This window comes from Kocuria sp. LUK (assembly GCF_021012935.1).
Classification (GTDB): Bacteria; Actinomycetota; Actinomycetes; order Actinomycetales; family Micrococcaceae; genus Kocuria; species Kocuria flava.
On sequence record NZ_JAJMZI010000003.1, the window covers coordinates 223,341 to 245,139 of the forward strand.

At 75.9% G+C, this 21,799-nt stretch carries 25 protein-coding genes and 1 riboswitch; of the genes, 13 read left to right on the forward strand and 12 right to left on the reverse strand.

Features of this window, described 5'->3' with window-relative positions; genetic code table 11:
- The first annotated feature begins 283 nt into the window (after positions 1-283).
- Positions 284-733, forward strand: coding sequence for a VanZ family protein (locus LQU92_RS15250; RefSeq protein ID WP_230779132.1), 450 nt, complete (start codon positions 284-286; stop codon positions 731-733).
- 48 nt (positions 734-781) lie between these two features.
- Here LQU92_RS15250 and LQU92_RS06615 read toward each other — a convergent pair whose 3' ends face one another.
- On the reverse strand, positions 782-1,396 hold the full coding sequence (locus LQU92_RS06615) for a hypothetical protein (RefSeq protein ID WP_230779135.1): 615 nt from the start codon (positions 1,394-1,396) through the stop codon (positions 782-784).
- Between the two features lie 126 nt (positions 1,397-1,522).
- On the opposite strand from LQU92_RS06615, the gene LQU92_RS06620 reads away from it, so the two are divergent.
- The 4 genes from LQU92_RS06620 (at position 1,523) to LQU92_RS06635 (ending at position 4,769) form a co-directional block, all read left to right on the forward strand.
- On the forward strand, positions 1,523-2,035 hold the full coding sequence (locus tag LQU92_RS06620; RefSeq protein ID WP_230779138.1) for a MarR family winged helix-turn-helix transcriptional regulator: 513 nt from the start codon (positions 1,523-1,525) through the stop codon (positions 2,033-2,035).
- A 160-nt stretch (positions 2,036-2,195) separates the two neighbouring features.
- Complete coding sequence (locus LQU92_RS06625) at positions 2,196-2,447, forward strand: hypothetical protein (RefSeq protein ID WP_230779141.1); 252 nt, start codon at positions 2,196-2,198, stop codon at positions 2,445-2,447.
- Positions 2,448-2,507: 60 nt separating this feature from the next.
- Positions 2,508-3,137: a low molecular weight phosphatase family protein gene (locus LQU92_RS06630; protein WP_230779143.1), complete on the forward strand. Its 630-nt coding sequence runs from the start codon at positions 2,508-2,510 to the stop codon at positions 3,135-3,137.
- 198 nt (positions 3,138-3,335) lie between these two features.
- Positions 3,336-4,769 (forward strand): FAD-dependent monooxygenase, encoded by a 1,434-nt coding sequence (locus LQU92_RS06635; RefSeq protein ID WP_230779146.1) that lies wholly within the window; start codon positions 3,336-3,338, stop codon positions 4,767-4,769.
- Positions 4,770-4,783: 14 nt separating this feature from the next.
- Here the strand turns inward: LQU92_RS06635 and LQU92_RS06640 are convergent, their stop codons facing one another.
- The 3 genes from LQU92_RS06640 to LQU92_RS06650 form a co-directional block, all read right to left on the reverse strand.
- A complete protein-coding gene (locus LQU92_RS06640; RefSeq protein WP_230779149.1) occupies positions 4,784-5,176 on the reverse strand; it encodes a VOC family protein in 393 nt (130 codons plus the stop codon).
- Entirely contained in the window at positions 5,173-5,481 is a 309-nt protein-coding gene (locus LQU92_RS06645; protein ID WP_101852765.1) for a helix-turn-helix transcriptional regulator, read from the reverse strand. The genes LQU92_RS06640 and LQU92_RS06645 overlap by 4 nt, the downstream gene beginning before the upstream one ends.
- A gap of 278 nt (positions 5,482-5,759) precedes the next feature.
- Positions 5,760-6,326, reverse strand: coding sequence for a hypothetical protein (locus tag LQU92_RS06650; RefSeq protein ID WP_230779152.1), 567 nt, complete (start codon positions 6,324-6,326; stop codon positions 5,760-5,762).
- A 578-nt stretch (positions 6,327-6,904) separates the two neighbouring features.
- Positions 6,905-6,974: riboswitch (guanidine-III (ykkC-III) riboswitch) on the forward strand.
- Between the two features lie 11 nt (positions 6,975-6,985).
- Here LQU92_RS06650 and LQU92_RS06655 point away from each other — a divergent pair.
- Positions 6,986-7,300, forward strand: a complete 315-nt coding sequence (locus LQU92_RS06655; protein ID WP_101852762.1) for a multidrug efflux SMR transporter — start codon at positions 6,986-6,988, stop codon at positions 7,298-7,300.
- A 6-nt stretch (positions 7,301-7,306) separates the two neighbouring features.
- Here LQU92_RS06655 and LQU92_RS06660 read toward each other — a convergent pair whose 3' ends face one another.
- The 3 genes from LQU92_RS06660 to LQU92_RS06670 all read right to left on the reverse strand — a co-directional run bounded on the left by LQU92_RS06660 (position 7,307) and on the right by LQU92_RS06670 (position 9,527).
- Positions 7,307-7,951, reverse strand: coding sequence for a maleylpyruvate isomerase family mycothiol-dependent enzyme (locus LQU92_RS06660; RefSeq protein WP_230779154.1), 645 nt, complete (start codon positions 7,949-7,951; stop codon positions 7,307-7,309).
- 43 nt (positions 7,952-7,994) lie between these two features.
- Entirely contained in the window at positions 7,995-8,585 is a 591-nt protein-coding gene (locus tag LQU92_RS06665) for a GNAT family N-acetyltransferase (protein WP_230779156.1), read from the reverse strand.
- A gap of 81 nt (positions 8,586-8,666) precedes the next feature.
- The gene (locus LQU92_RS06670; protein WP_230779159.1) at positions 8,667-9,527 is read right to left on the reverse strand and encodes a phosphotransferase family protein; all 861 of its coding nucleotides are present in this window, start codon (positions 9,525-9,527) and stop codon (positions 8,667-8,669) included.
- A gap of 321 nt (positions 9,528-9,848) precedes the next feature.
- On the opposite strand from LQU92_RS06670, the gene LQU92_RS06675 reads away from it, so the two are divergent.
- From LQU92_RS06675 to LQU92_RS06685, 3 genes are all read left to right on the forward strand, one after another.
- Entirely contained in the window at positions 9,849-10,820 is a 972-nt protein-coding gene (locus LQU92_RS06675) for an NAD(P)/FAD-dependent oxidoreductase (protein WP_230779162.1), read from the forward strand.
- 100 nt (positions 10,821-10,920) lie between these two features.
- Positions 10,921-11,970, forward strand: a complete 1,050-nt coding sequence (locus LQU92_RS06680; protein ID WP_230779165.1) for an FAD-dependent monooxygenase — start codon at positions 10,921-10,923, stop codon at positions 11,968-11,970.
- 592 nt (positions 11,971-12,562) lie between these two features.
- Entirely contained in the window at positions 12,563-13,954 is a 1,392-nt protein-coding gene (locus tag LQU92_RS06685) for a phenylacetate--CoA ligase family protein (protein WP_230779168.1), read from the forward strand.
- 167 nt (positions 13,955-14,121) lie between these two features.
- Here LQU92_RS06685 and LQU92_RS06690 read toward each other — a convergent pair whose 3' ends face one another.
- A complete protein-coding gene (locus LQU92_RS06690) occupies positions 14,122-14,706 on the reverse strand; it encodes a cupin domain-containing protein (protein WP_230779171.1) in 585 nt (194 codons plus the stop codon).
- A 97-nt stretch (positions 14,707-14,803) separates the two neighbouring features.
- Positions 14,804-15,154: a serine/threonine protein phosphatase gene (locus tag LQU92_RS06695; RefSeq protein ID WP_230779174.1), complete on the reverse strand. Its 351-nt coding sequence runs from the start codon at positions 15,152-15,154 to the stop codon at positions 14,804-14,806.
- 139 nt (positions 15,155-15,293) lie between these two features.
- On the opposite strand from LQU92_RS06695, the gene LQU92_RS06700 reads away from it, so the two are divergent.
- Complete coding sequence (locus tag LQU92_RS06700; RefSeq protein ID WP_230779177.1) at positions 15,294-16,538, forward strand: VCBS repeat-containing protein; 1,245 nt, start codon at positions 15,294-15,296, stop codon at positions 16,536-16,538.
- A gap of 86 nt (positions 16,539-16,624) precedes the next feature.
- Here the strand turns inward: LQU92_RS06700 and LQU92_RS06705 are convergent, their stop codons facing one another.
- The 3 genes from LQU92_RS06705 to LQU92_RS06715 all read right to left on the reverse strand — a co-directional run bounded on the left by LQU92_RS06705 (position 16,625) and on the right by LQU92_RS06715 (position 19,280).
- Positions 16,625-17,332, reverse strand: a complete 708-nt coding sequence (locus LQU92_RS06705) for a PepSY domain-containing protein (protein ID WP_230779180.1) — start codon at positions 17,330-17,332, stop codon at positions 16,625-16,627.
- 104 nt (positions 17,333-17,436) lie between these two features.
- Positions 17,437-18,567 carry a cell wall metabolism sensor histidine kinase WalK gene (locus tag LQU92_RS06710; RefSeq protein ID WP_230779183.1) on the reverse strand — a complete coding sequence of 377 codons (1,131 nt, stop codon included), beginning with the start codon at positions 18,565-18,567 and terminating at the stop codon, positions 17,437-17,439.
- Positions 18,564-19,280: a response regulator gene (locus tag LQU92_RS06715; RefSeq protein ID WP_374229665.1), complete on the reverse strand. Its 717-nt coding sequence runs from the start codon at positions 19,278-19,280 to the stop codon at positions 18,564-18,566. Before LQU92_RS06715 ends, LQU92_RS06710 begins: the two co-directional genes overlap by 4 nt.
- A gap of 511 nt (positions 19,281-19,791) precedes the next feature.
- On the opposite strand from LQU92_RS06715, the gene LQU92_RS06720 reads away from it, so the two are divergent.
- The 3 genes from LQU92_RS06720 to LQU92_RS06730 all read left to right on the forward strand — a co-directional run bounded on the left by LQU92_RS06720 (position 19,792) and on the right by LQU92_RS06730 (position 21,704).
- Positions 19,792-20,592 carry a WecB/TagA/CpsF family glycosyltransferase gene (locus LQU92_RS06720; protein WP_230779189.1) on the forward strand — a complete coding sequence of 267 codons (801 nt, stop codon included), beginning with the start codon at positions 19,792-19,794 and terminating at the stop codon, positions 20,590-20,592.
- A 78-nt stretch (positions 20,593-20,670) separates the two neighbouring features.
- The gene (locus tag LQU92_RS06725) at positions 20,671-21,003 is read left to right on the forward strand and encodes a helix-turn-helix transcriptional regulator (protein ID WP_230779192.1); all 333 of its coding nucleotides are present in this window, start codon (positions 20,671-20,673) and stop codon (positions 21,001-21,003) included.
- A complete protein-coding gene (locus LQU92_RS06730; protein ID WP_230779195.1) occupies positions 21,000-21,704 on the forward strand; it encodes a cation diffusion facilitator family transporter in 705 nt (234 codons plus the stop codon). The genes LQU92_RS06725 and LQU92_RS06730 overlap by 4 nt, the downstream gene beginning before the upstream one ends.
- Positions 21,705-21,799 lie beyond the last annotated feature (95 nt).

Below are 21,799 nucleotides of genomic sequence, written 5' to 3' on the forward strand. Positions count from 1 at the left end.
TCGGTCGTGACCTGGCCGTGACCTGCGGAAATCCGCGGCGCGGGATCACGGCACGTCCGACCGGGATCCAGCACATTTATTGTTTTGTTACGTGCGCCGATGCTGTCCCCACTTGGGGAGCGGTGCCGTGGGCGGCTCCGGGGACGCGGTTCCCGCCCGTCGGCTCTCGCCCCGCCCGCCGACGCGGCCCGCGGGTCCCCATTGCATCGACCTCGCATGAGCGCGCATGGGAATCCCGCGCTGACCTGGGAGAACGTCTCTCGGTGCCGTCTACGCTCGGTGCGTGAACGCGTTTCCCCACCCCGACGACGACGGCGCCCGCCGCCCGCGCCCGCCGCACGCGGTGCTCGTGCTCTACGCCGTGTACCTCGTCGCCTCGGCCGTGCTCTTCCTGGGCCTCGACGGGCCGCGGGTCGGCGGGCTGCAGGTGCGGGTGTGGGCGCTGCTCCAGGAGCTCGGGATGCCGGGGTGGGTCTCGCTGGAGCTCTTCGAGTCGCTCGCCAACGGGGCGGCCTTCGTGCCCCTGGTCCTGGTGCCCGTGCTGCTCGTGCGCAGCGGTGCCTGGTGGGTGTGGGCCGCGCTGGGCCTCGGGCTCAGCGGCGGGATCGAGTTCGCCCAGTTCCTCCTGCTGGACTCCCGGGTGCCGGACCTGCGCGACGTCGTGGCCAACGGGCTCGGTGGCGCGCTCGGGGCCTGGCTGGGCACGGTCTGCACGAGGACCCGCGTCGCGTAGGACCGCGGTCCCGCCGGTCCGGGCGGTCCGGTGCGCGGGCCGGGTGCGCTACGCGGCCCGGAGCGCCTCCCGCCCGGCGGCCTCGGCCAGGCGCTCGGCCGGCACGCCGTGCTCGGCGGCCAGGCGCACCGCCGCCTCGAGGTCGAGCTCGGCGGTGTCCGCCGCCCAGGCCGCGGACTCGCGGTCGGCCTCGAGCAGCCACTGCTCGGACGGGTCGTCCGCACCACCCTCCTGCGGGCTCAGCTGGTCGCACGCCCACAGCACGGACTCGACGACCCCGGCGGCGGCGTGCACGCGCTGCAGGAGGAGCTCCGTGAAGACCGCCCGCTCGTGCGGGGCGCACAGGGGCTCGGTCGGCCCGGGGGCGGCGGGGAGGGTCAGCAGGTAGCCGCACGCGCAGGCGTGGACCCGCTCCTCCGCCAGGGCGGCCTCGAGCACCGCCCGGTTGGCGCGGCTGTCGGGCACCAGCGGGTCCAGGCGGCGCACCGCCATGGGGCGACCGCAGTGGACCGGCCCCTGGGGAAGTGTGCTCCCGCCGGTCGCCTCCGTGCCCTGCCCGGATGCGACCGGCGGCGCCGGCCACTGCGGCGCCGGGGGCAGCTCCACCGCGCCGATCTCGAGGGTCGGGGTGGGGGTCGCTGGGGCGTCGTCGAGCACGGTCATGATGCACCTTCCGGTCGTTCTCCTCGGTCGCCGCGGCGGCAACCGGTGCTCCCCACCCAAGCACAAAGTGTGTAGCTTGTCTAACAATCAGTGCATCGAATCGTCAGTTCGTCTAGAGTTCGTTCCATGGCCACCACCCTTCCCCGTCCCTCCGGATACTGGTACGGCACCGACCGTCCCGGCGCCGTCGAGGTGCTCGAGGCCCTGCGCCGCTACCGCACCGCGGAGCAGGCCGTGCGCCGGCGCACCCGGGAGTCGATGGGCATGGGGGAGAAGGACGTCCAGGCCCTGCGCCACCTCATGGAGGCCGATCGCGCCGGGGAGCCACTCACCCCCCGCATGCTCGCCACGAAGCTCGGCATCTCCTCGGCCTCGACCACCGCGCTGCTGGACCGCCTCGCCCGCAGCGGCCACGTCGCCCGCCGTCCCCACCCCACCGACCGGCGCTCGCTGGTCATCGTCGCCACGCACGAGGCCGACTGCGAGATCCGGGCCACGCTCGGTCGGATGCACGAGCGCATGCACGCCGCCGCCGCGCGGCTGAGCCCCGAGCAGGCCGCGACCGTCGTCGCCTTCCTGCACGAGATGAGCGCGGCCGTGGACCCGGAGGACACCGCGGCCGCCGACCCGCACCGCTGAACCGCCTCGGCGGCGCCGGCGGCGCCCGCCGACCTCGGCCGCTCCCGCCCCGCCGGGAAGGCCGCCCGGCGGCGCCGCCCTGTCCCCGCTACCGTCCACAACGGCGCCCCACGCCGGGCGGACGGTTCCGTCGTTGCGCGGATCCTTCTACCGTCGGAGCATGCGCGCGCAGTTCGTGGACGAGAGCGGACAGCCGGTCGACGTCTCGCTCGCCGTCGACGGGCTGGTGCTGGGCGCCCTCGTCGGGCTGGTCTCGTGGCTCGTCGGCCACTTCACCGCTCCGGTCCTCATGCTGCTCGTCACCCCCGCTCTGGGCGCGCTCGCCGTGTGGCGGATGTACTCGACCGTCGTGGCGCAGGAGGACGCACAGGAGCGGGAGGACGGCGCGCAGGGGGGCGCCGCGCAGCACTGAGGCCGTCCTCCGCACCCCAGTAGGCTGGGAAGCAGCCATCCCCGCTCCCCAGGAGGACCCTTGCCCCCCACGCGCATCCTGACGGTCTGCACCGGCAACGTCTGCCGTTCGCCCCTGGCCGCGGTCGAGCTGCAGCACGGGCTCGACGCCGTGTCCCCGGGCGGGTTCGAGGTCACCAGCGCGGGGCTGCACGCCCTCGTCGACGACGCCTTCGAGCACCGGGTCGGCGCCCTCGCCCGCGAGCGCGGCCTCGACGCCGACACCCACCGGGCCCGGCAGCTCACCGCGCAGATGCTGACTGACGTGGACCTCGTGCTCGTCATGGCCCGGGAGCACCTGCAGCCGGTGCTGCAGCTGTCCCCGCGGCTGCTCAAGCGCACGTTCCCGCTGCGGGAGTTCGCGCGGGTCCTCCAGTACGTGGCCGCGGACCCGGAGCTGGACGCCGCCGTGCCGGCCGACCGCGCGGAGCGGTGGGCGTGGCTGCGCAAGCAGGCCCCGCGGCTGCGCCAGCGCGTGCCGGTGCGCCAGGCCGAGCGCAACGACGTGATCGACCCGTACCGCCAGCCGGACGCCGTCCTCGAGCAGATGGCCGACGAGCTGCTCGAGGCGACCGGCGCGATCGTGGCCTGGGAGCGCCGCCACGCCGAGCGGGCGGGCACCGTCCCGTCGCCGCAGGGCGCCGGCGGCTGAGCCCGGGAACCCCGCGGGCGGTCCGGGTCCTCACCGCTCATCGGTCTGCGCGCGTGCGCTCCCGTCACCTCCAGGATGCGCCCGGACCCCGGTCTTGCCGCAAGCCCCCGGCCGGGGCGCACACTGCCGGGGCGGCGGTCCGCACGGGCGGCCGGAGGGCCCGGCCCCGGCGGGGCCGGGCGAGGAGCGGAGGACGCGATGACCGACGTGGTCGTGGCCGGCGGCGGGCCGACCGGGATGATGCTGGCGGCGGAGCTGCGGTTGCACGGAGTGGACGTGCTCGTGGCCGAGAAGCGCCTGCACCCGCCGGGGTTCGTGCGCGCCCTGGGCCTGCACGTGCGCAGCATCGAGGTGCTGGACCAGCGCGGGCTGCTCCCGCGCTTCCTCGCCGAGGGCACCCGGTACCCGCTCCGGGGACTGGTCGCCGGCATCGACCGCCCCGCGCCCGAGGACCTGGACACGGCCCACCCCTGGGTCCTGGGGATCCCGCAGCCCGTGACCGACCGGCTGCTGGCCGAGCACGCCGCCGGGCTCGGCGCGCGGGTCCGCCGCGGCGCGGAGGTCGTGGGCCTCGACCAGGACGACGACGGGGTGGTGATCCGGCTCGCCGACGGCACGCACGAGGAGTGCCGCTGGCTGGTGGGCTGCGACGGCGGGCGCAGCACCGTGCGCCGGCTGCTGGGGGTGGGCTTCCCCGGCGAGCCGGCGCGCACGGAGTTCCTGGTCGGGGAGACGGCGGCCACCGCCGCCCCGGAGGAGATCGCCGCCGTGGTCGCACGGGTGCGGGCGACGGAGCGGCGCTTCGGCCTCGGGCCCCTCGGCGGCGGACTCTGGCGCGGGGTCGTCCCCGCCGACGGCGTGGCGGGGGAGGGCGCCGGGCCGCCGACGCTCGAGGAGTTCCGCCGGCGGCTGCGGGCCGTCGCCGGCACCGACCTCGGCGTGCACTCCCCGCGGTGGCTCTCCCGCTTCGGGGACGCCACCCGGCAGGCCGAGCGCTACCGCAGCGGGCGGGTGCTGCTGGCCGGGGACGCGGCCCACGTCCACCCGCCGGTGGGCGGGCAGGGGCTGAACCTGGGGATCCAGGACGCGTTCAACCTGGGCTGGAAGCTGGCCGCCGCGGTCGCCGGCCGGGCCCCGGAGCGCCTGCTGGAGAGCTACCACGCCGAGCGCCACCCCGTGGCCGTCGACGTCCTGAGCACCACCCGGGCCCTGACGGAGCTGCTCTCGCCCGAGCCCGGCCCGCAGGCCGTGCGACGCCTGGTGGACGAGCTCCTGGGGTTCGAGGACGTCAACCGGCACCTGGTCGGGAAGATCACCGGGATCGGCATCCGCTACGACCTCGGCGGCGGCCACCCGCTGGTGGGCCGCCGCCTGCGCGACCTCCCGCTCGCCCGGGGGCGGCTCTACGAGCGGATGCACACCGGGCGCGGCCTGCTCCTGGACGCCACCGGCCGGCTGTCCCCGGCGGGGTGGGCGGACCGGGTGGACCACGTCGTCGGGCCCTGGGCCACGCCGGTGGGCCCGGAGGTCCCGGCCGTGCTGCTGCGCCCCGACGGGCACGCCGCGTGGGCCGGGGCCGACCGGCAGGGGCTGACGGAGAGCCTGGGCCGCTGGTTCGGCGCCGCCGCCTGAGCGCGGTGCGCCGCTCAGGCCTCCGGGACGCTCGCGATCTGAATGAGGTTGCCGCAGGTGTCGTCGAGCACGGCCGTGACGACCGGGCCCATCCGGGTCGGCGGCTGCACGAAGCGCACGCCCAGCGCGCTGAGCCGCTCGTACTCGGCCTGCACGTCCTGGACCCCGAAGCTGTTCCACGGGATGCCGTCGGCGACCAGCGCCTCCTTGAACGGGGTCACGGCCGGGTGGACGGAGGGCTCCAGCAGCAGCTCGACCCCGTCGGGGGCCTCGGGCGAGACCACGGTCAGCCACCGCGCGCCCCCGGCGGGGACGTCGGTCTTCAGCCGGAAGCCGAGCACGGTCGTGTAGAACTCCAGGGCCTGGGCCTGGTCGTCGACGAAGACGCTGGTGGTGGTGATGATCATGACGGGTCCTTCGGGTCGGCCGCCCCGGACGGGGACGGAAGGGTGTCCAGCCACGCGCGGGCCGCGGCCAGAGGGGTGGGATCGAGGTGGTGGACGGTGGTGCGCCCGGCGGTCGTGGCGGTGACCAGCCCGGCCTCGCGCAGCACGGCCAGGTGCTTGGTCACGGCCTGACGGGTCATGGCCAGCCCGTGGTTCTCGATCAGGCGCACGGTGAGCTCGAAGAGGGACTGGTCGTTGCGCGCGGCCAGCTCCTCCAGCAGGATCCGCCGGGCCGGGTGCGCGAGAGCCTGGAAGAGGATGTCCACGACCGCAGAATAGGCAACGTGTTGGTTGCCGGTCAAGGGATGTCCGCGGCGGCCCGGAGCCCGTCGTCGACGACGCGAGGACCGTCCGGCTCGGCTTCCTCCGCGGTCTCGGGGCGCCCGGCGTGCGCGGTGCGCCCGGTCCGCGGGCGAGCTCACCGGTGCGCGCGGGGCAGCTCACCGGCCCGTCTACGGCCCGCCGTCCGGACCCTGACCGGCCCGGGGGCGGCCCGGCTGACCGGCTCCTGACCGGTCCGGGCGGCGGGCTCGGGTCCTCCGGCTCAGGGGCGGTCCACGCGGTCGGAGGCGGCCCCGGTCAGGACGCGGGCCGCGTCGACGAGGTGCGCGGTGCGCTCGGCCGCCCGCCGCGGGACCCAGGCGGGCATGCGCGCGTACCACCCCAGGTCGTCGCGGCACCGGGCGCGCAAGACCGAGCCCGACCCGGTGTCCGTGGCGGTGACGGTCAGCTCGGCGGGCAGGGTCCGCCGGGCCCGGGCCGGGGCGGCGCCGGTGAGACGGAAGCGCAGGTCCGAGCCGACCGTGACGACCACGCACCGGTGCTCCCGGCGCACGCCGGCCCGCTCGGCCGCGAAGTGCTCGGCGAGCCGGTCCAGGGCCTGGGCGGGCGGCAGCCCGGAGGTCCACTCGTCCTCGAGCACGACGCGCTCGTGGCGCGGCGCCCGGCGGGCCCACCGGGCGAACGCGGAGCAGGCCGCAGCCACGACCACCGGCCAGCCCGCGGCCGCCCACCACGGCAGGTCCGCCCGGAGGAGGAGCCACGGCGGGACGAGGAGCAGCACCGCCCCCGCGGCCACGGCCCCCGTGGACCACCATGGTCCGGTGCTCATGGCGACCCCCGTTCCCGGCCGCCGAGCCCACGCCGGCCGTCCTCACCTTCCTACGGGGCAGGGGTTTGCCATCGCAAGACGCGGATGCGGGGACAGCAGCACCTCTCGGCCGTTCCGGTCACCGCCCGACGAAGGGCCACCTACGCCCTGGGCCTGCTGTTCGGCACCACGGTCGCCTGAGCGGTGCGCACCCCGACGACGACGGAGCCGCCGGCGCTGCCGGACTGATGACTGTTCAATGATCAGTCGAGACGCGGCACACGAGTACTCTCTGGTAGCTTCATGGCGGCACCGGCTCACGTCGCTGCCGCGGACACCGGGGCCAGCATCCCTCGCCGCGCCCCGTGCACCGCAGAACTCACACCTCCGCCGGTGTGAGGGAAACGCCCTCGTCCCGCCGGACGGGGGCGTTTCTTCCTGCCCGCGGACCGCGGACCGCGGACCGCGGACCGATGTCGGTGGACCACCGGCCGCGGAGCACCTGCTCCGGGCAGCTAAGGACTGCCCCGAGTACGGCGTGCGGCCGGGGCGGTGACGGAGCCGACGTTGCCGCCCCGCGCCCGGTGTGAGAACTTCGGGGAGAGCCCGCGCCACGCAGGGCTCCCGGACGAGGGGTGCCGTACCCGGTGTGCGACAAGACGGCCCGTGGAGGTCCCGTCATGTCCTGGTTCGTCCTCGTGCTCTCCGGCGTGCTCGAAGCGGTGTGGGCCACCGCGCTGGGCCGGTCGGAGGGGTTCACCAAGCCGGTCCCGTCCGTCGTCTTCTTCGCCGCCCTCGCCGCCAGCATGGCCGGGCTGGCCTGGGCGATGCGCGAGCTGCCGGTCGGCACCGCCTACGCCGTGTGGGTGGGCATCGGTGCCGTGCTCACCGTGGTCGTCGCGATGACCACCGGCGAGGAGGCGGTCTCGGCGCTGAAGATCCTGTTCCTGACGATGATCGTCGGCGGGGTGGTCGGGCTCAAGCTCGTCCACTGACGCCCGTCAGCCGGCGGGGCAGCGGGCAGCCAGCACAGCGGCGCCCTCACCGGTCAGGTCCGCGCAGTACGCGCGCCGGCCGGCCATCGCCATGACCAGCGCCGTCGTCGTGCCGCGCACGAGCGGGCCGTCCCCGGTGGCGAACGGGCCGTCGGTCGCCTCGAGCCGCAGGCCCGCCACCGTGCTGCGGCTGGGCACGGCGAAGTCCCGGCGGGCGAAGAACCGCGCCACCTCGGTGGCCGCGCCGACCCCCGGCGTCCGCTCCAGCCCGAGCGGGCGGCGGATGTCCTGGGCGTGGACGACGACCTCCCCGAGCCAGGCCGCGGTGTGCCCCGACGGGCCCGTGCTCTCGAGCAGCACGGCACGGAACCGCTCGAGAGTCTCCGCGGGGGAGGCGCCCCGGTGCTCCTCGAGCCGGCGCTGGTTGTGCCGGTCGAAGTCCAGACGGGCCCCGAGCACGCTGCGCATCCAGCGGAGACGCCCGATGCTCGCGACCGCCGTGAGGTGGGCGAGCACGTCTTCCACGGACCAGCGCCCGCACAGGCTCGGCACCGCCCACCGGGCCTCGTCGAGGCCGAAAAGGTCCTCGGCCAGGCGGGCCCGCTCGGTGTGGACGGCGGCCCACAGCCGGTCCCGGCTCATCGCGTTCATGGCACCACTGAAGCACACGCCCCGGACGCCGCAGCGGGAGCGCTCACCCGAGGGCCCGGCGCATCAGCACCCGCGGGAAGCCGTTGAGCACCGAGGAGGTGTCGGCGGCCTTGGCGAACCCGGCCCGCTCGAACATCGCCCGGGTGCCGACGAAGGCCATGGTCGTGTCCACCCGGCTCCCGCGGTTGTCCACGGGGTAGCCCTCGACGGCCGGGGCGCCGTGGCCCCGGGCGTGCTCGACGGCCCCCTCGAGCAGGGCCTGGGCGATGCCGCGGCGCCGGTGGCCGGCGCGCACCCGGAAGCACCAGATGCTCCACACGGGCAGGTCGTCGACGTGGGGGATCGTCCGGCCGTGGGTGAAGGCGTGCAGCTCCGCCCGCGGGCCCACGCCGCACCAGCCGACGACGAGGTCGCCGTCGTAGGCGAGCACCCCGGGCGGGACCGGCCGGGCGCACAGCTGCCGGACCCGCTCGGCCCGCTCCCGCGGGGCGAGCGCGCGGTTCTCCTTCGACGGGAGGCGGTAGCTGAGGCACCAGCAGACCGCCGAGTCGGGGTTGCGCGGACCGAGGATCGCGGCGACGTCGTCGAAGCGCTCGGCCGTGGCGGGACGGACGGGAAACGCAGTGGTGGTCATGGCCGCTCCTGAGGAACCCTGCCGGTGGGATCCAGGGTAGAGCCGGTGCCGGGGAAGGGCGAGACCGTGGGGCGGGCGGGCTCAGCGGCCGCGGCGGACCCGGTCGAAGGTCTCACGGGCGACCGCCCAGGAGGTCTTGCCGACGTCGAAGTGGTCGGTGAGCATGTACACCCCCACCCAGCACTGGTAGGTCCACGACCGCTCGAGGAACCCGGGGTCCTTCGGCCCGGTGTAGCGGGCGTAGACGGCCCGGACGAACTCCTCCCCGTACTCGTGCAGCTCCGCGAAGTCCACGGCCGGGTCGCCCAGGCCCATGTCGCTGAAGTCCAGCACGGCCAGCGCCGCGGCGTCGTCGTCCCACAGCAGGTGCCGGGAGTAGACGTCGTTGTGCACGGGCACCGCGGGCAGCTCCTCCGCCAGCAGGGCGTCGACGGCGGCCAGCATCGCCTCCGCGTCGGCGAGCTCCTGCCGGCTCAGCACGGCGGGCAGGTGCGCCGCGGCCGCGGCCCGGACCTCCCGCTGGTCCTCCGGCAGGGAGACCGGCGCCAGGCGCTCGAGCGGGGTCCCCGCCACGGGGGCGGTGTGCAGGCTCGAGAGGAACGCGGCGAGCTGGTCCACGACCGCCGCGCGCGCCGGGGCGTCCAGGGCGGCGAGGACCTCCGGCTGCAGCGTGCGCCCGGGCAGCAGCGGGTAGCCGGCGAACGAGCCGTCGGGGGCCACCCGGTCGTAGCGGGGCACGCGCACCGGCAGGCGCGGGGCCAGGTGGTCCAGGACCGCGACCTCCCGGGCGAGACCCTGCAGGTACGGCTCCTCCTGGGGGAAGCGGAAGACCAGGGCGTCGTCCAGGACCACGACGACGTGGTCCCAGCCCTCGGTGATCCTGCGCGCCCGGTCCCACCGCAGGTCCGGGAAGGCCGCGGCGATCCGCTCCAGCTCGTCCATCGCGTGCTCCCTCGGCCGTGACCGGGCGGGGTCCCGGTGCTCCGGCGCCGACGGTACCGGGCCCCACAGCGGGGCGCCGCCACCCGTTCTTGCGCATTCGGCAAGACTCAGTGCGGCAAAGGCATACGCTGGCTACCGTGGAAGGCGTGACGACGTCCGCGGCCCGAGACCCGCTGCCGGACCCGGAGGGCCCCGGGGCGCTGCGCCGCCCCCGGGACCTGGCCTGCGGCGGCGGGCGCACCGTCCGGATCGCCCGCCGCCCCTGATCCCGCCGCCCCGACACCCGTCCCACCACCCGCCCCACCTCACGAGGAGGTTCCCGTGACCCGTCAGATCAATCCCGAGACCTGCGACGTCGTCGTCGTGGGAGGGGGCGCGGCCGGCCTCAGCGCCGCCGTCGCCCTGGCCCGCTCCCTGCGCTCGGTCGTCGTCGTCGACGCCGGCGAGCCGCGCAACGCCCCCGCCGCCGGCGCCCACAACGTCCTCGGCCGCGAGGGCATCGCCCCGCTCGAGCTGCTGGCCGCCGGCCGGGCCGAGGCCGAGGGGTACGGGGCGCGCGTGCGCACCGACCGCGCCGTGGCCGTGCGGCGCACCGACGACGACGGCTTCGCGGTCGAGCTCGCCGGCGGCGCCGTCCTGCGGGCCCGGCGCCTGCTGCTGGCCACCGGCCTCGTCGACGAGCTGCCCGAGCTGCCCGGCCTGCGCCCCTACTGGGGGACCGGCGTGCTCCACTGCCCGTACTGCCACGGGTGGGAGGTCCGCGGCCGGCGGATCGTCGTGCTCGGCAGCAGCCCCAACAGCGTCCACCAGGCCCTGCTCTTCCGGCAGCTCAGCGAGGACGTCGCGCTCGTGCGCCACACCATGCCCGACCCGGGCCCGGAGGCCGCGGAGCAGCTGGCCGCCGCGGGCATCGCCGTGGTCGGGGCCACCGCCGCCGGGGTCCGCGGCGCCGACGGGGTGCTGCAGGCCCTCGTCCTGGCCGACGGCACCGAGCTGGCCGCCGACGCCGTCGTCGTCGCCCCGCGCTTCGCGGCCCGCACGGAGCTCTATGAGCAGCTCGGCGGGACGCCCGCCGACCACCCCTTCGGGGCGTACGTGGCCGGGGACCCCACCGGCCGCACCGAGGTCCCGGGCGTGTGGGTCGCCGGCAACACCGCGGACCTCTCCGCGATGGTCTCGGTCGCCGCCGGCGCCGGCGTGCTCGCCGGGGCGGCGATCAACGCCGACCTCGTGCGCGAGGACGTCGAGGCCGCCGTCCGCGCCCGCAGGGCGGCCCCGGCGCGCACGGACTGAGGTCCCGCAGCACGACGACGGCCGGCCCCCGGGGGCTGTGCTCCCGGGGTCCGCGCGCGATCATGGTCGTGGAGGACGCCACGAGCACCGAGGAGCCGCCGTGACCGGAGAAGCCGTCGTCGTCGGGGCCGGCATCGCCGGCCTCGCCGCCGCCCGGGGACTGCTCGCCGCGGGCTGGCGGGTTCAGGTGCGCGAGCGCTCGGGCGGCCTGCCGGTCACGGGCACGTCCCTGGGCATGTGGCCGGCGGCGATGCGGGCCCTCGACGACCTCGGTCTCGGCGAGGAGGTCCGTGCCGCCTCCGTCGAGGCCCGCGGCGGCCGGATCCTGCGCCCGGACGGCCGGACCCTGGCCCGGCTCGGCCCCGAGCGCAGTGTGCGCATGGTGCCCCGCCCCGTCCTGCTGGAGGCCCTGGCCCGGGACCTGCCCCCGGGCACGATCGCCTGGCACCGACCGGCCGGGGACCCGGACCTGCTGCCGGACGCCGACGTGGTCGTGGCCGCCGACGGCGTGCACAGCCCCGTCCGCACCGCCCTGTTCGGCGTCGCCGAGCGGCCGCTGGGCACGCTGGCGATCCGCGGGCGGGCGCTGCTCCCGGCCGAGGGCGTCACCGAGACCTGGGGGCCCGGCCGGATCTTCGGCATCACCCCGTACGACGCCACCAGCACCTACTGGTACGCGTGCTTCCGCGCCGAGCTGCTGCCGCAACCGCCGCCCGCCGGCGCGACGGCGGAGGTGCTGCGGGAGCTCTACCGCGGCTGGCACCCCGCCGTGCAGCACGTGCTGGCCGCCCTCGACAAGACCTCGCTGGACCGGCGGGAGCTGCTCGACGTCCCCCCGCTGCGCTCCTACGTCACCGCCCGCACCGCCCTGGTCGGCGACGCCGCCCACGCCATGGCGCCCAACCTGGGACGGGGCGCGGCCGAGGCCCTCGTCGACGCGACCACGCTGGTCGACGCCCTGACCGAGGGTGCCGGGCCGCTCGTCGACGAGGCCGGGGTCGCGGCCGCGCTGCGCCGCTACGACGCCGTGCGCCGGCCCCCGACGACCCGCCTCGTGCGCGCGGCCCGCCTGCTCAACCGGATGAGCACGGGTCACCGCCTCGTGCGCCCCCGGGACCTGGCCCTGGCGGCCGTGGGCCGGCTGGTGTGACGCCCGGCCGGCACATCGGGCCCGTCCAGCGCGGACCCAGGCCCGCAGGGCACGGTGGGAGCACGGCCGGACGGTCGGCCCGATCGGCCCGATGTGACAACTAAGGGTGCTGATCAGTAGAGTGAGGAACGGCCGACCGGCGCCGGACCGGCCCCTCTCCCGGGCGGACATGACCGGGGGAGTGCGGAAGCGGTCCGTGCGCGTCCGGCCACGAGGTCCGCGCCGGCTCCGGGGGGTGTTCGGTGCGGCGGCTCGGCTCCGCCGGGCGGGAATGTTTCGGACCCGTCCGCCGCGGGCCGTGCTCCGGCACGGTGCGGTGTGCCGCTGCTCTCGGGAGAGGGGGCGGCACGCCGTGGCGACCGGCTCGACCGTTGCAGGACCAGATGCACCGACGGGGGCGCTCTCGACCAGGAGCGCCCCTTCGTCGTGCCCGGGGAAGGAAGCCCGCCCGTCCGGGATCCGGGACGTCGCACGGCTTCGCACGGGTCCGTCCGGGCTGCGCCGGTCCTAGCATGGGAACCAGTCGCGGGGGGCGGCCGGGGGTCCGAGGCACCCGCGGCCCGAGGGCCCGCCGTGCGAGGAGGTGGCCGTCGTGGCCCTGAACCGGGGGAGCAGTCCGCTGTGGGTGTGGTGGGACGCCCGCCGGGTCCACCGGCAGGGGGCGGAGGCACTGCACGCGCGGCAGCGCGAGCGCCTGGCCGCGCTCGTGGCCCTCGCCCGCACGAGCTCCCCGTACTACCGGCGGCTCTACCGGGGACTGCCGGAGCGGGTCGAGGACGTCACCGCCCTGCCCGTCACGGACAAGCGGGCGCTCATGGCCGCCTTCGACGAGGTCGTCACGGACCCGGCCGTCACCCGCGCGGCGGTCGAGGAGTTCGTGGCGGACCCGGCCCGGATCGGCGCGCGTTTCGCGGGGAAGTACCTCGTGGCGACCACGGCCGGCACCACGGGCACCCGGGGCCTGTTCGTCCTCGACGACCACTACTGGGCCGTGGCCCAGGGGATGATGGCGCGGCTGAGCGCGGACTGGCTGCCGGGACGCGAGATCCTGCGGCTGCTCGGGCCCGGGGGCCGCTTCGCCATGGTCGTCGCCACCGGCGGGCACTTCCTGTCCGTGGGCGCGAGCGCCCGGGAGCAGCGGGAGAAGCCGCGGCGCCACCGCCGGTTGCGGATCCTGTCGGTCCACCGGCCCGTGCCGGAGTTGGTTGCCGAGCTCAACGCCTTCCGGCCCTCGCTGCTGGGCGCCTATGCGAGCGTGCTGCGGCTGCTGGGCTCCGAGCAGGAGGCCGGGCGGCTGCGGGTGGCCCCGGTGCTCGTGCTCAGCACCGCCGAGGGCCTGCCCCCGGAGGAGCGGCTGCGCCTCGAGCGGGTCTTCGGGGCGCCGGTGCGGGAGGTCTACGGGTGCACCGAGTCCGGCTACGCCGCCTCGAGCTGCGCCGAGGGGTGGCTGCACCTGGTCGAGGACTGGGTGATCCTCGAGCCGGTCGACGCCGCCCACCGTCCCGTGCCGCCGGGCACCGTCTCGGACACCGTCCTGATGACCAACCTCGCCAACCGGGTCCAGCCCATCATCCGCTACGACGTCGGCGACCGGGTGCTCGTGCGCCCCGACCCGTGCCCGTGCGGCAGTCCCGCCCCCGCCCTGCGCGTGGAGGGCCGGGCCTCGGACGTGCTGAGCTTCCCCGACGACGACGGGCGCGGCCGGATCGCGGTGCCCCCGCTGGCCCTGGGCACCGTCGTCGACCGCACCTCCGGCGTGGAGCTGTTCCAGGTCGTGCAGACCGCCCCCACCGCCCTGACGGTCCGGCTGCTTCCCGCGGTCGGCGCCGACCCGGAGCAGGTGCGGGCCGCGGTGCGGCAGGGGATCACGGACCTGCTCGCCGGGCTGGGCCTGGCCCACGTCGCCGTGGACCTGGCCGCCGATCCCCCGCAGCAGGGCCGGGGCGGGAAGGTCCGCACGGTCGTCCCGCTGCCGGAGAGCTGAGCGGCCTCCGACACGGAGCCGTCATGCGTCACGGTCCCGCCACGATCGGGGCGCCTGGAGGTCCCCATGGGGATCCTCAGCCGCCGCGACGCGCAGGGGCTGATCGTCGAGGAGCACCGCTGCTTCGACCTCTACCGGATGGCGGCCCAGCTCGGGCTGGTCTGAGCTCAGGGTGCGCGCCAGTAGCGCTCCTCGAGCTGCCGGGCGACCCCGGTGCGGCGGGCCCGCCGGGCGAGCAGCCGCAGCACCGGCATCAGCGCCCGCCCCGGACCGGGGAGGTTGATGTCGGACTCCACGAGGATCAGGGCGGCGTGGGAGAACTTCTTCGGCCGCCCGTCCGCGTGGGTCAGCCCGTCGGAGGCCATCCGCTGCAGGGCCACGAGCCACTTCTCGAAGCCGGCGTGGGCGGGACGGACCTCGAGCACGAAGCGCAGGGTGCGCTCGCCGGCGGAGTGCCAGCCGTGCACGGCGCCCGGCGGGACGATCGTCTCCTCACCATCGGTCAGGACGACCTCCTGCCCGGCGACGCGGCCCTCGAGGGTGCCCTCGAACAGGTGCACGGTCTCGGTGTACTCGGTGTGGAAGTGCGGGAACACCGTGATCCCCGGTGCGTACTCGGCGTACATCAGGCTGTACTCGCCGTCGGTCTCGGCACCCGTGCGCACCCACGTGAGCGCGGTGCCCTGCGCGGTGTCGCGGAAGGTCTCCCGGCCCTCGCGCAGTGCGGTGATCTGCTCCACGGTCCAGTTCATGGTCCTCGCCCCCACCGGCCAGGATACGACCGCCCGGCCCCGGCGGACCCGGCCGTGGCCGGACCGCAATCTGTGACCCGTCGGTGACGGGCGGGGCTCAGGCCCGGCGCAGCGCGGGGGCGGGGTTCGGCAGCACGAAGGGCGTGCCGATGTCGGCCGGGTAGCCGTAGTCGGCGCTGGCCACGGTGATCCGCTCCGGGGTGATCTCGCGGATGCGGACCTTCACCGGCTCGGGGTGGCCCTCGACGTCGAGCAGCCAGTCCTCGGCGAGGTAGCTCAGCCCGAGCTCCTCGAGCAGCGACTCGGCGTCGGTGAGCTCCTGCGGGCCGGCGAGCTCGTTCCACATCAGGTCGATGGGCACGAAGCGGTCGTCCTCGCTCAGGCGCAGGTAGCCCACGTGCTCGTTGTCGGATCGGCGGACGTGGGGGAACGTCGTGTCGTCGGCCATGCCCGCAGGCTACGACAGTTCTCCATCGCGAACACTCGGACCACGCCGTGGGACACGCCGATCCGCACCCGGCATCACACGACCGGACCGGGCAGACTCAGTGCTGACCAGGGGGAACATGAGATCAAGGGGGCCGGCCATGGCACGAGCACGAGCACGGGCACGGACGCTGAGGGTGGGGGCGGCGGCCGCCGCGCTCGCGGTGACGGGCGCGGCCGGGGCGGGGCCGGCCGGCGCGACCCCGGCCCACGCCGCAGGGCAGCCGTCCTTCGGCTGGGCGCAGGGGTGGCGGGTCGGCGAGCACCCGCGGGAGCTGGCCGACGTGAACGGGGACGGGCGGGCCGACGTCGTCGGCTTCGGGGACCCCGGGACGTTCACCGCCCTGGGTCGGGCGGACGGGACGTTCGCCGCCCCCGAGCCGGCGGTGCCGCACTTCGGCTCGGCCCAGGGCTGGGCGGGAGCCGAGCGCACGACCGGCGACGTCGACGGCGACGGCCGGGACGACCTCGTCGGCTTCGGTGCCCGGGGCGTGCAGGTGGCCTACGCGCAGGCCGACGGCACGTTCACCGCCCCCGAGCGGACGGTCGACGACTTCGGGTCGGCCCAGGGCTGGACGCCCGCCCGGCACGTGCGCGAGGTCGCCGACGTCGACGGGGACGGCGTCGAGGACGTCGTGGGCTTCGGGACCGGCGGCACCTGGGTGGCCCTGGGCCGGACCGACCGCTCCTTCGCCCCGGCCCGGCGGGTGCTCCAGGACCTCGGCTGGGCCCAGGGGTGGCGCCCCGGGCGGCACCCGCGGCTGGTGGCCGACGTCGACGGCGACGGCGCGGCCGACCTGGTCGGCTTCGGCGCCGCCGGCACGTGGATGGCCTGGGGCCGCGCCGACGGGACGTTCACCGACCCGGCGCTGGAGGTCCGCGACTTCGGCACGGACCAGGGCTGGCGCACGGACGAGCACGTGCGCACCGTGGGCGACGTCAGCGGGGACGGGCGCGCCGACGTCGTCGGCCTCGGCCACCGCGGCGTGCAGGTGGCCCGCTCGACCGGCGACCTGCCGCTTCCGGCGACCTTCCACCCCAGCGGGCTCGAGACCCACGACCTGGCGACCGTCCAGGGCTGGCGCACCGACCGCCACCCGCGCGTCCTCGCGGACGTCACCGGGGACGGGGCCGACGACGTCGTGGGCTTCGGCGACGCCGCCACCCTGGTGATCCCCGGCAACACCGTCCCGCTGCGCGCCGCCGAAGAGCTCACCCCCGAGTTCGGCCGCAACGACGGCTGGACCCCGGACCGCCACCTGCGCCTGCTCGGGGACGTCGACGGAGACGGGGCCGACGACGTCGTGGGCTTCGGCCGTGCCGGGCTGAGCGTGCGGCTGTCCTGACACGGCCGGGCCCGGCTCCTCGTCAGGAGCCGGGCCCGCCCGCAGGACCGTTTCGCGTGGCGGGCCGGCAGCTCCGCCCCGCGGGACTAGCGGTCGACCTTGAGCACGGACCCGTTCTCGGCGTTGATGTGGACGTCCACCGAGGTGCCGTCGGACTCGTCGACGTCGACCTCCCACACGACCACGCCGTCCTCGGTGTCCAGCTCGGCGGAGTCCAGGGTGCCGTCCACCTCGCCCAGGGCGGTGCGCACGGCGTCCTCGAGCGGCACCCGGACCGCCGCGAGGTTGTCCCGGTCGGCCGGGTCGAGCTCGTCGTCGGTCTCCTGCGGGGTGACCTGCTCGCCGTCGGCGGAGACCTCGACCTCCTGCTCCCGGTCCTCCACGGCCAGCGTCACCTCCCAGCCCTCCCCGCCGTCCTTGCGGTCGATCTCGAAGGCCTGCCCGCCGGTCACGGCCTCCTCCGCGGCCACGACCGCTCCGGTCACGGCACCGGCCTCGGCGCCGCCCGAGGGAGTCGCGGAGGGAGAACCGCTCGCACTCCCGGAGGCGGTCGGGGAGGCCGTCCCGCCGGCGCTCTCGGAGGCGCTCGGGCTCCCGGAGGAGGTCGGGCTCCCGGAGGCCGACTGCTCCGCGGTGGGCGTGGCGCTGCCGGTCGCCTCGGTGGCGGCCGACCCGCCGGTGGTCTCCTCGCCCCCGCCGCCTCCGCCCCCGCCGAGGTCGCCGCACCCGGTCAGCAGCAGGGCGGAGAGGGTCAGGGCCCCCATGGACAGAACTTTTTTGTCAGTGTGCTTCATAAAACGGGATTGTTCCCCGCGACCGTCGTCGGCGCAAGAGGTCCGGGCGGAGCGGCGGGGCAGGGACGACACACGGTGCCGGCCGCGTACCGGTGGCCGCCGGGTCAGGCGGTGGTTCCGGGGAGCGGCCACCGGATCCGGAAGACGGCCCCGGCGCCCGGTCCGGGGCTGTCGGCCTCCAGGGTCCCGCCCTGGGCCTCGACCAGGGCCTTGCTGATCGCCAGGCCGAGGCCCGACCCGCTGCGGGAGGCCTCGCGGCCCGGGGGGCCGCGGTAGAAGCGCTCGAAGACGTGGGGGAGGTGCTCGGCGTCGATGCCCTCGCCGGTGTCGGCGACCGTGACCACGACCTCGCCCCGGCCGTGCTCGGTCGTCACGGTGACGTTCCCGCCCGCCGGGGTGTGGCGCAGGGCGTTCTCGAGCAGGTTGCCGAGCACCTGCCCGGTGCGCTCCGGATCCAGCGGCACCGTGGTCCCGGGGGTTCCGCGGGCGTGCAGCGTGACGTGCCGCGCGGAGGCCGCCGGCGCCGCCGCGGCCACGGCCTGGGCGGCGAGCTCGGCGGGGTCCACGGGAACCGGGCGCAGGTGCAGGGTCGCCTCCTCGGCCTGGGTGAGGGAGCGGATGTCCCGGGCCAGCCGCTCCAGCCGGGCGATCTGGGCGTCCAAAATCCGCGCGGTGCGCTCGTCCCACTCCAGGACCCCGTCCTGGACGCCCTCCAGGTGTCCCTTGAGGGTGGCCAGCGGGGTGCGCATCTCGTGGGCCAGGTCGGCCAGCATCCGGCGCCGGGTGGACTCCACGGTGTCGAGCCGGGCCGCCATGTCGTTGAAGGAGCGGGTGAGGGAGTCGAACTCGGGCCCCAGCCCCGGCGACTCGACCCGCACCGCGTAGTTGCCGCCGGCGACCTCACCGGCCGCGCGGGTGAAGGCCCCCAGGGACCGGCCGAACGCCCGGTGGAGGAGGAAGCCGAGCAGACCGGCGACGTAGAGGGCCGGGACGGCGCCGATGGCCAGGGCCGTCAGGCTGACCGAGCGCAGCTCGTCCTCGAGGTGCACCAGCCCGGCGGCGGCGTCGTGGTGACCCGCCCGGACGAGCTCGTAGTAGAACATCGACGGCCCGATCACGGCCGCGGCCACGACGACGATCGCCAGGCCCGCCAGCAGCACGACCGTCTGGGCCACCACGAGACGGACGGTCAGCGGGGACGCGGCCCGGTCCCGCGGTGCCACCGGATCCCTCACGGACGGAGCTCCATCCGGTACCCGACCCCGCGCACGGTGTGCAGGTACTGCGGTGCGGCCACGTCCTCGTGCAGCTTCTTGCGGATCCGTCCCACGTGCACGTCCACCAGGTGCTCGTCGCCGGCCCAGTGGGCGTCCCACACGAGCTCCACCAGCCGGCGGCGGCTCAGCGCCGTCCCCGGCCGGGCGGCCAGCGCCGCCAGCAGGTCGAACTCGGTGCGCGTCAGGGGCACCTCCTCGCCCCCGAGGCGCACCCGGCGAGCGTTCTCGTCCACCTCGAGGCGCCCGAGCACGTGCACCCCGCCGGGGCCCTCGTCCGGAGGGGAGGCGTCGCCGGCCCGGGCGCGCCGCAGCATGGCCTGCACCCGCGCCACCAGCTCCCGGGGGCTGAAGGGCTTGGTCACGTAGTCGTCGGCGCCCACGGACAGCCCCACGACCGTGTCCACCTCGTCGTCGCGGGCGGTGAGCATGAGGATGTGGCAGTCGGAGAAGCCCCGCACCTGCCGGCACACCTCGATCCCGTCCAGCCCGGGCAGCCCCAGGTCGAGCACGAGCACGTCGGGGGCGTGCTCCCGGACGGCCGCGACCGCCTCCAGGCCGTCGTGCAGGACGTCCACGTCGAGACCGGCCCGGTGCAGGTAGCTCTCGAGCAGGGCGGCCAGATCGGGTTCGTCCTCGACGACCAGGACCCGGCCCACGGGGGAAGCGGACATCATGCCCCTTTCGTACCAGGCACGGGCCCCTCCGCCCGGGAGAACCGGCCGCAACGACCCCGCGGACGGCGGATGCCCCGGCTCCGGGGACACGGAGCCGGGGCATCCAGCGTCCGCGACGCGTGAGCACGGGTGCGCGGACCGGGTGAGAACTGGGGGTCCTCACCGGGAAAGATACGGGCCGCTCCCGGCCTCCGACAGTGGCGGGAGCCCGGATCGGGGAAGCTTGAGCACTTCTTGAGGATCCCGACACCACCTCGCCATCGAGGCCCGGAAGGCCGGTGCCCCTTCGGGGACAGGCGGGCGCCGAACCGGGGACATCCTTGTCAATGCATGGATTGCTAGGGTGAATGCGCCGGTGGTCGGAGCGTCCGGGCAGACGCCTCCGATCGAGGCGCCCGCCGATCCGCTCCGGGTGCCGGCCGGGAACTGGGGGCCCCCGGCGATGGGCAAACGTGCCGATCGCCGCAGAACGAGGCAGTCGAGGCTGCCGAACCGTTTGGGGGAACACATGCTGAAGCACCGGACCCGGGCACTGCGCCCGGGCACGATCGAGATCCCGGTCAGCGGCGCCCAGGTGACGCCGATGGACACCGAGCAGCTCTACCGCTGGATCGGAGCCGCCTGGGAGGCGCGGCGCAAGGCCCTGCTGCTGGGTCACAACCTGCACAGTCTCTACCTGTGGGAGGTCGACCCGGCCTTCCGGGCCCTGTACGGCCGGGCCGAGGTCGTGCTCGCGGACGGCTTCCCGGTCCTGAAGCTCGCCAAGTGGCGCTCCGGGCGGGACCTGTCCGCGAAGCGGCACCGCCTCGGCACGCTGGACTGGCTGCCGGGCCTGCTGCACCGCACCCCGGTGCGCCGCGTCGCCGTCGTCGGCGCGAGCCCGGAGAGCAACGCCGGCACGGTCGCGCGCCTGCGGGCCGACGACCCCGCACGCTCGGTCGAGGGCTGGCCGGGGGCCGGGTGGGACGCCGAGCTCGAGGACCGGGTGGTGGCGGAGCTGCGGGCGTACCGCCCCGACTTCGTGATCGTGGGGCTCGGGATGCCCCTGCAGGAGGAGTTCCTCGCCCGGCGCTGGGCGCAGCTGCCACCGGCCGTCTACGCGGCCGCGGGCGGGGCGATCGACCAGTACTCCGGGACGCAGGCGATGCCGCCGCGCTGGCTCGGGCCGCTGGGGCTGGAGTGGGCCTACCGGCTGGCCACGCAGCCGCGGCGGCTGGCCCACCGCTACCTCGTGGAGCCCTGGCTGCTCGCGCGGCTGCTGACGGTCAAGGCCCTGCGGGGCCGCCCTGCCACGGCCCTGCCCGACTGAGCGGGCGGCGGGCGGGTGCCGGATCCGGCACCCGCCCGCCGGCGGGAACGGTACATCGACTGCTGTACTGTAAAGAGCGTGACCACCGTGACCCCGCCCCACACCGCCGCCCTCGCGCGGCTGGGCCACGCCCTCTCCGACGGCGTGCGCACCCGGATCCTGCTCGCCCTGCGGGCCGGCCCGGCCACGCCCTCGCAGCTGGTCGAGGCGCTGGGGGTGTCCAAGCAGGTGGTCTCCAACCAGCTGGCCTGCCTGCGCGGGTGCGGTCTGGTCACCGCGACCAAGGAGGGCCGCCACTCCTGGTACCGGCTGGCCGACCCCCGGCTGGGGGCGACCCTGGGCGACCTGCTCGAGCTGGTCGTCACCGTGGACCCCGACTGCTGCACCCCGGACGGATGCACCTGCGCATGAGCACGACCTCCCGGGACCCGCGACCTCTCACCGCCGCCCGGCGGGACGTCCTCCACCGTCGGGTGCGCTGGATCGTGGCCGGCACCATCACCTACAACGTCCTCGAAGCGGTCGTCGCGCTGAGCGCGGGCGCGATCGCCTCCTCCTCGGCGCTGATCGGCTTCGGCCTGGACTCGATCGTGGAGGTCCTCTCCGCCGCGGCCGTGGCGTGGCAGTTCGCCGCCCCCGACCCGCACCGGCGGGAGAGGGCGGCGCTGCGGGTGATCGCCTTCTCCTTCTTCGGCCTGGCGGCCTTCGTCACGGTCGACGCCCTGCGCGCCCTGCTCGGTGCCGCGGAGGCCGACCACTCCCCGGTGGGCATCGCCCTGGCCGCGGTGAGCCTCGTCGTCATGCCGCTGCTGTCCTGGTTCGAGCGCCGCACCGGCCGGGAGCTGGGCTCGGCCAGTGCGGTGGCCGACTCCAAGCAGACCCTGATCTGCAGCTATCTCTCGGCCGTGCTGCTGGTGGGCCTGGTGCTCAACGCCACGCTGGGCTGGTCGTGGGCCGATCCGGTGGCCGCCCTCGTCATCGCCGCCTTCGCCGTGCGGGAGGGCCTCGAGGCCTGGCGCGGGGACGCATGCTGCACCCCCGTGGCCGTGCTCCTCGACGAGGACGACGACGGGTGCCGCTGCGGCCCCGGCTGCTCCTGCTGCGGCGACTGAGCGCCGCGGCAGGAGGCGCCGCGACTCCTTCTTGACACGGTGACGGGCCGCACAGGACATTGGCGGCTCAGGGCCACCAGAGCTCGGGCCGCGCT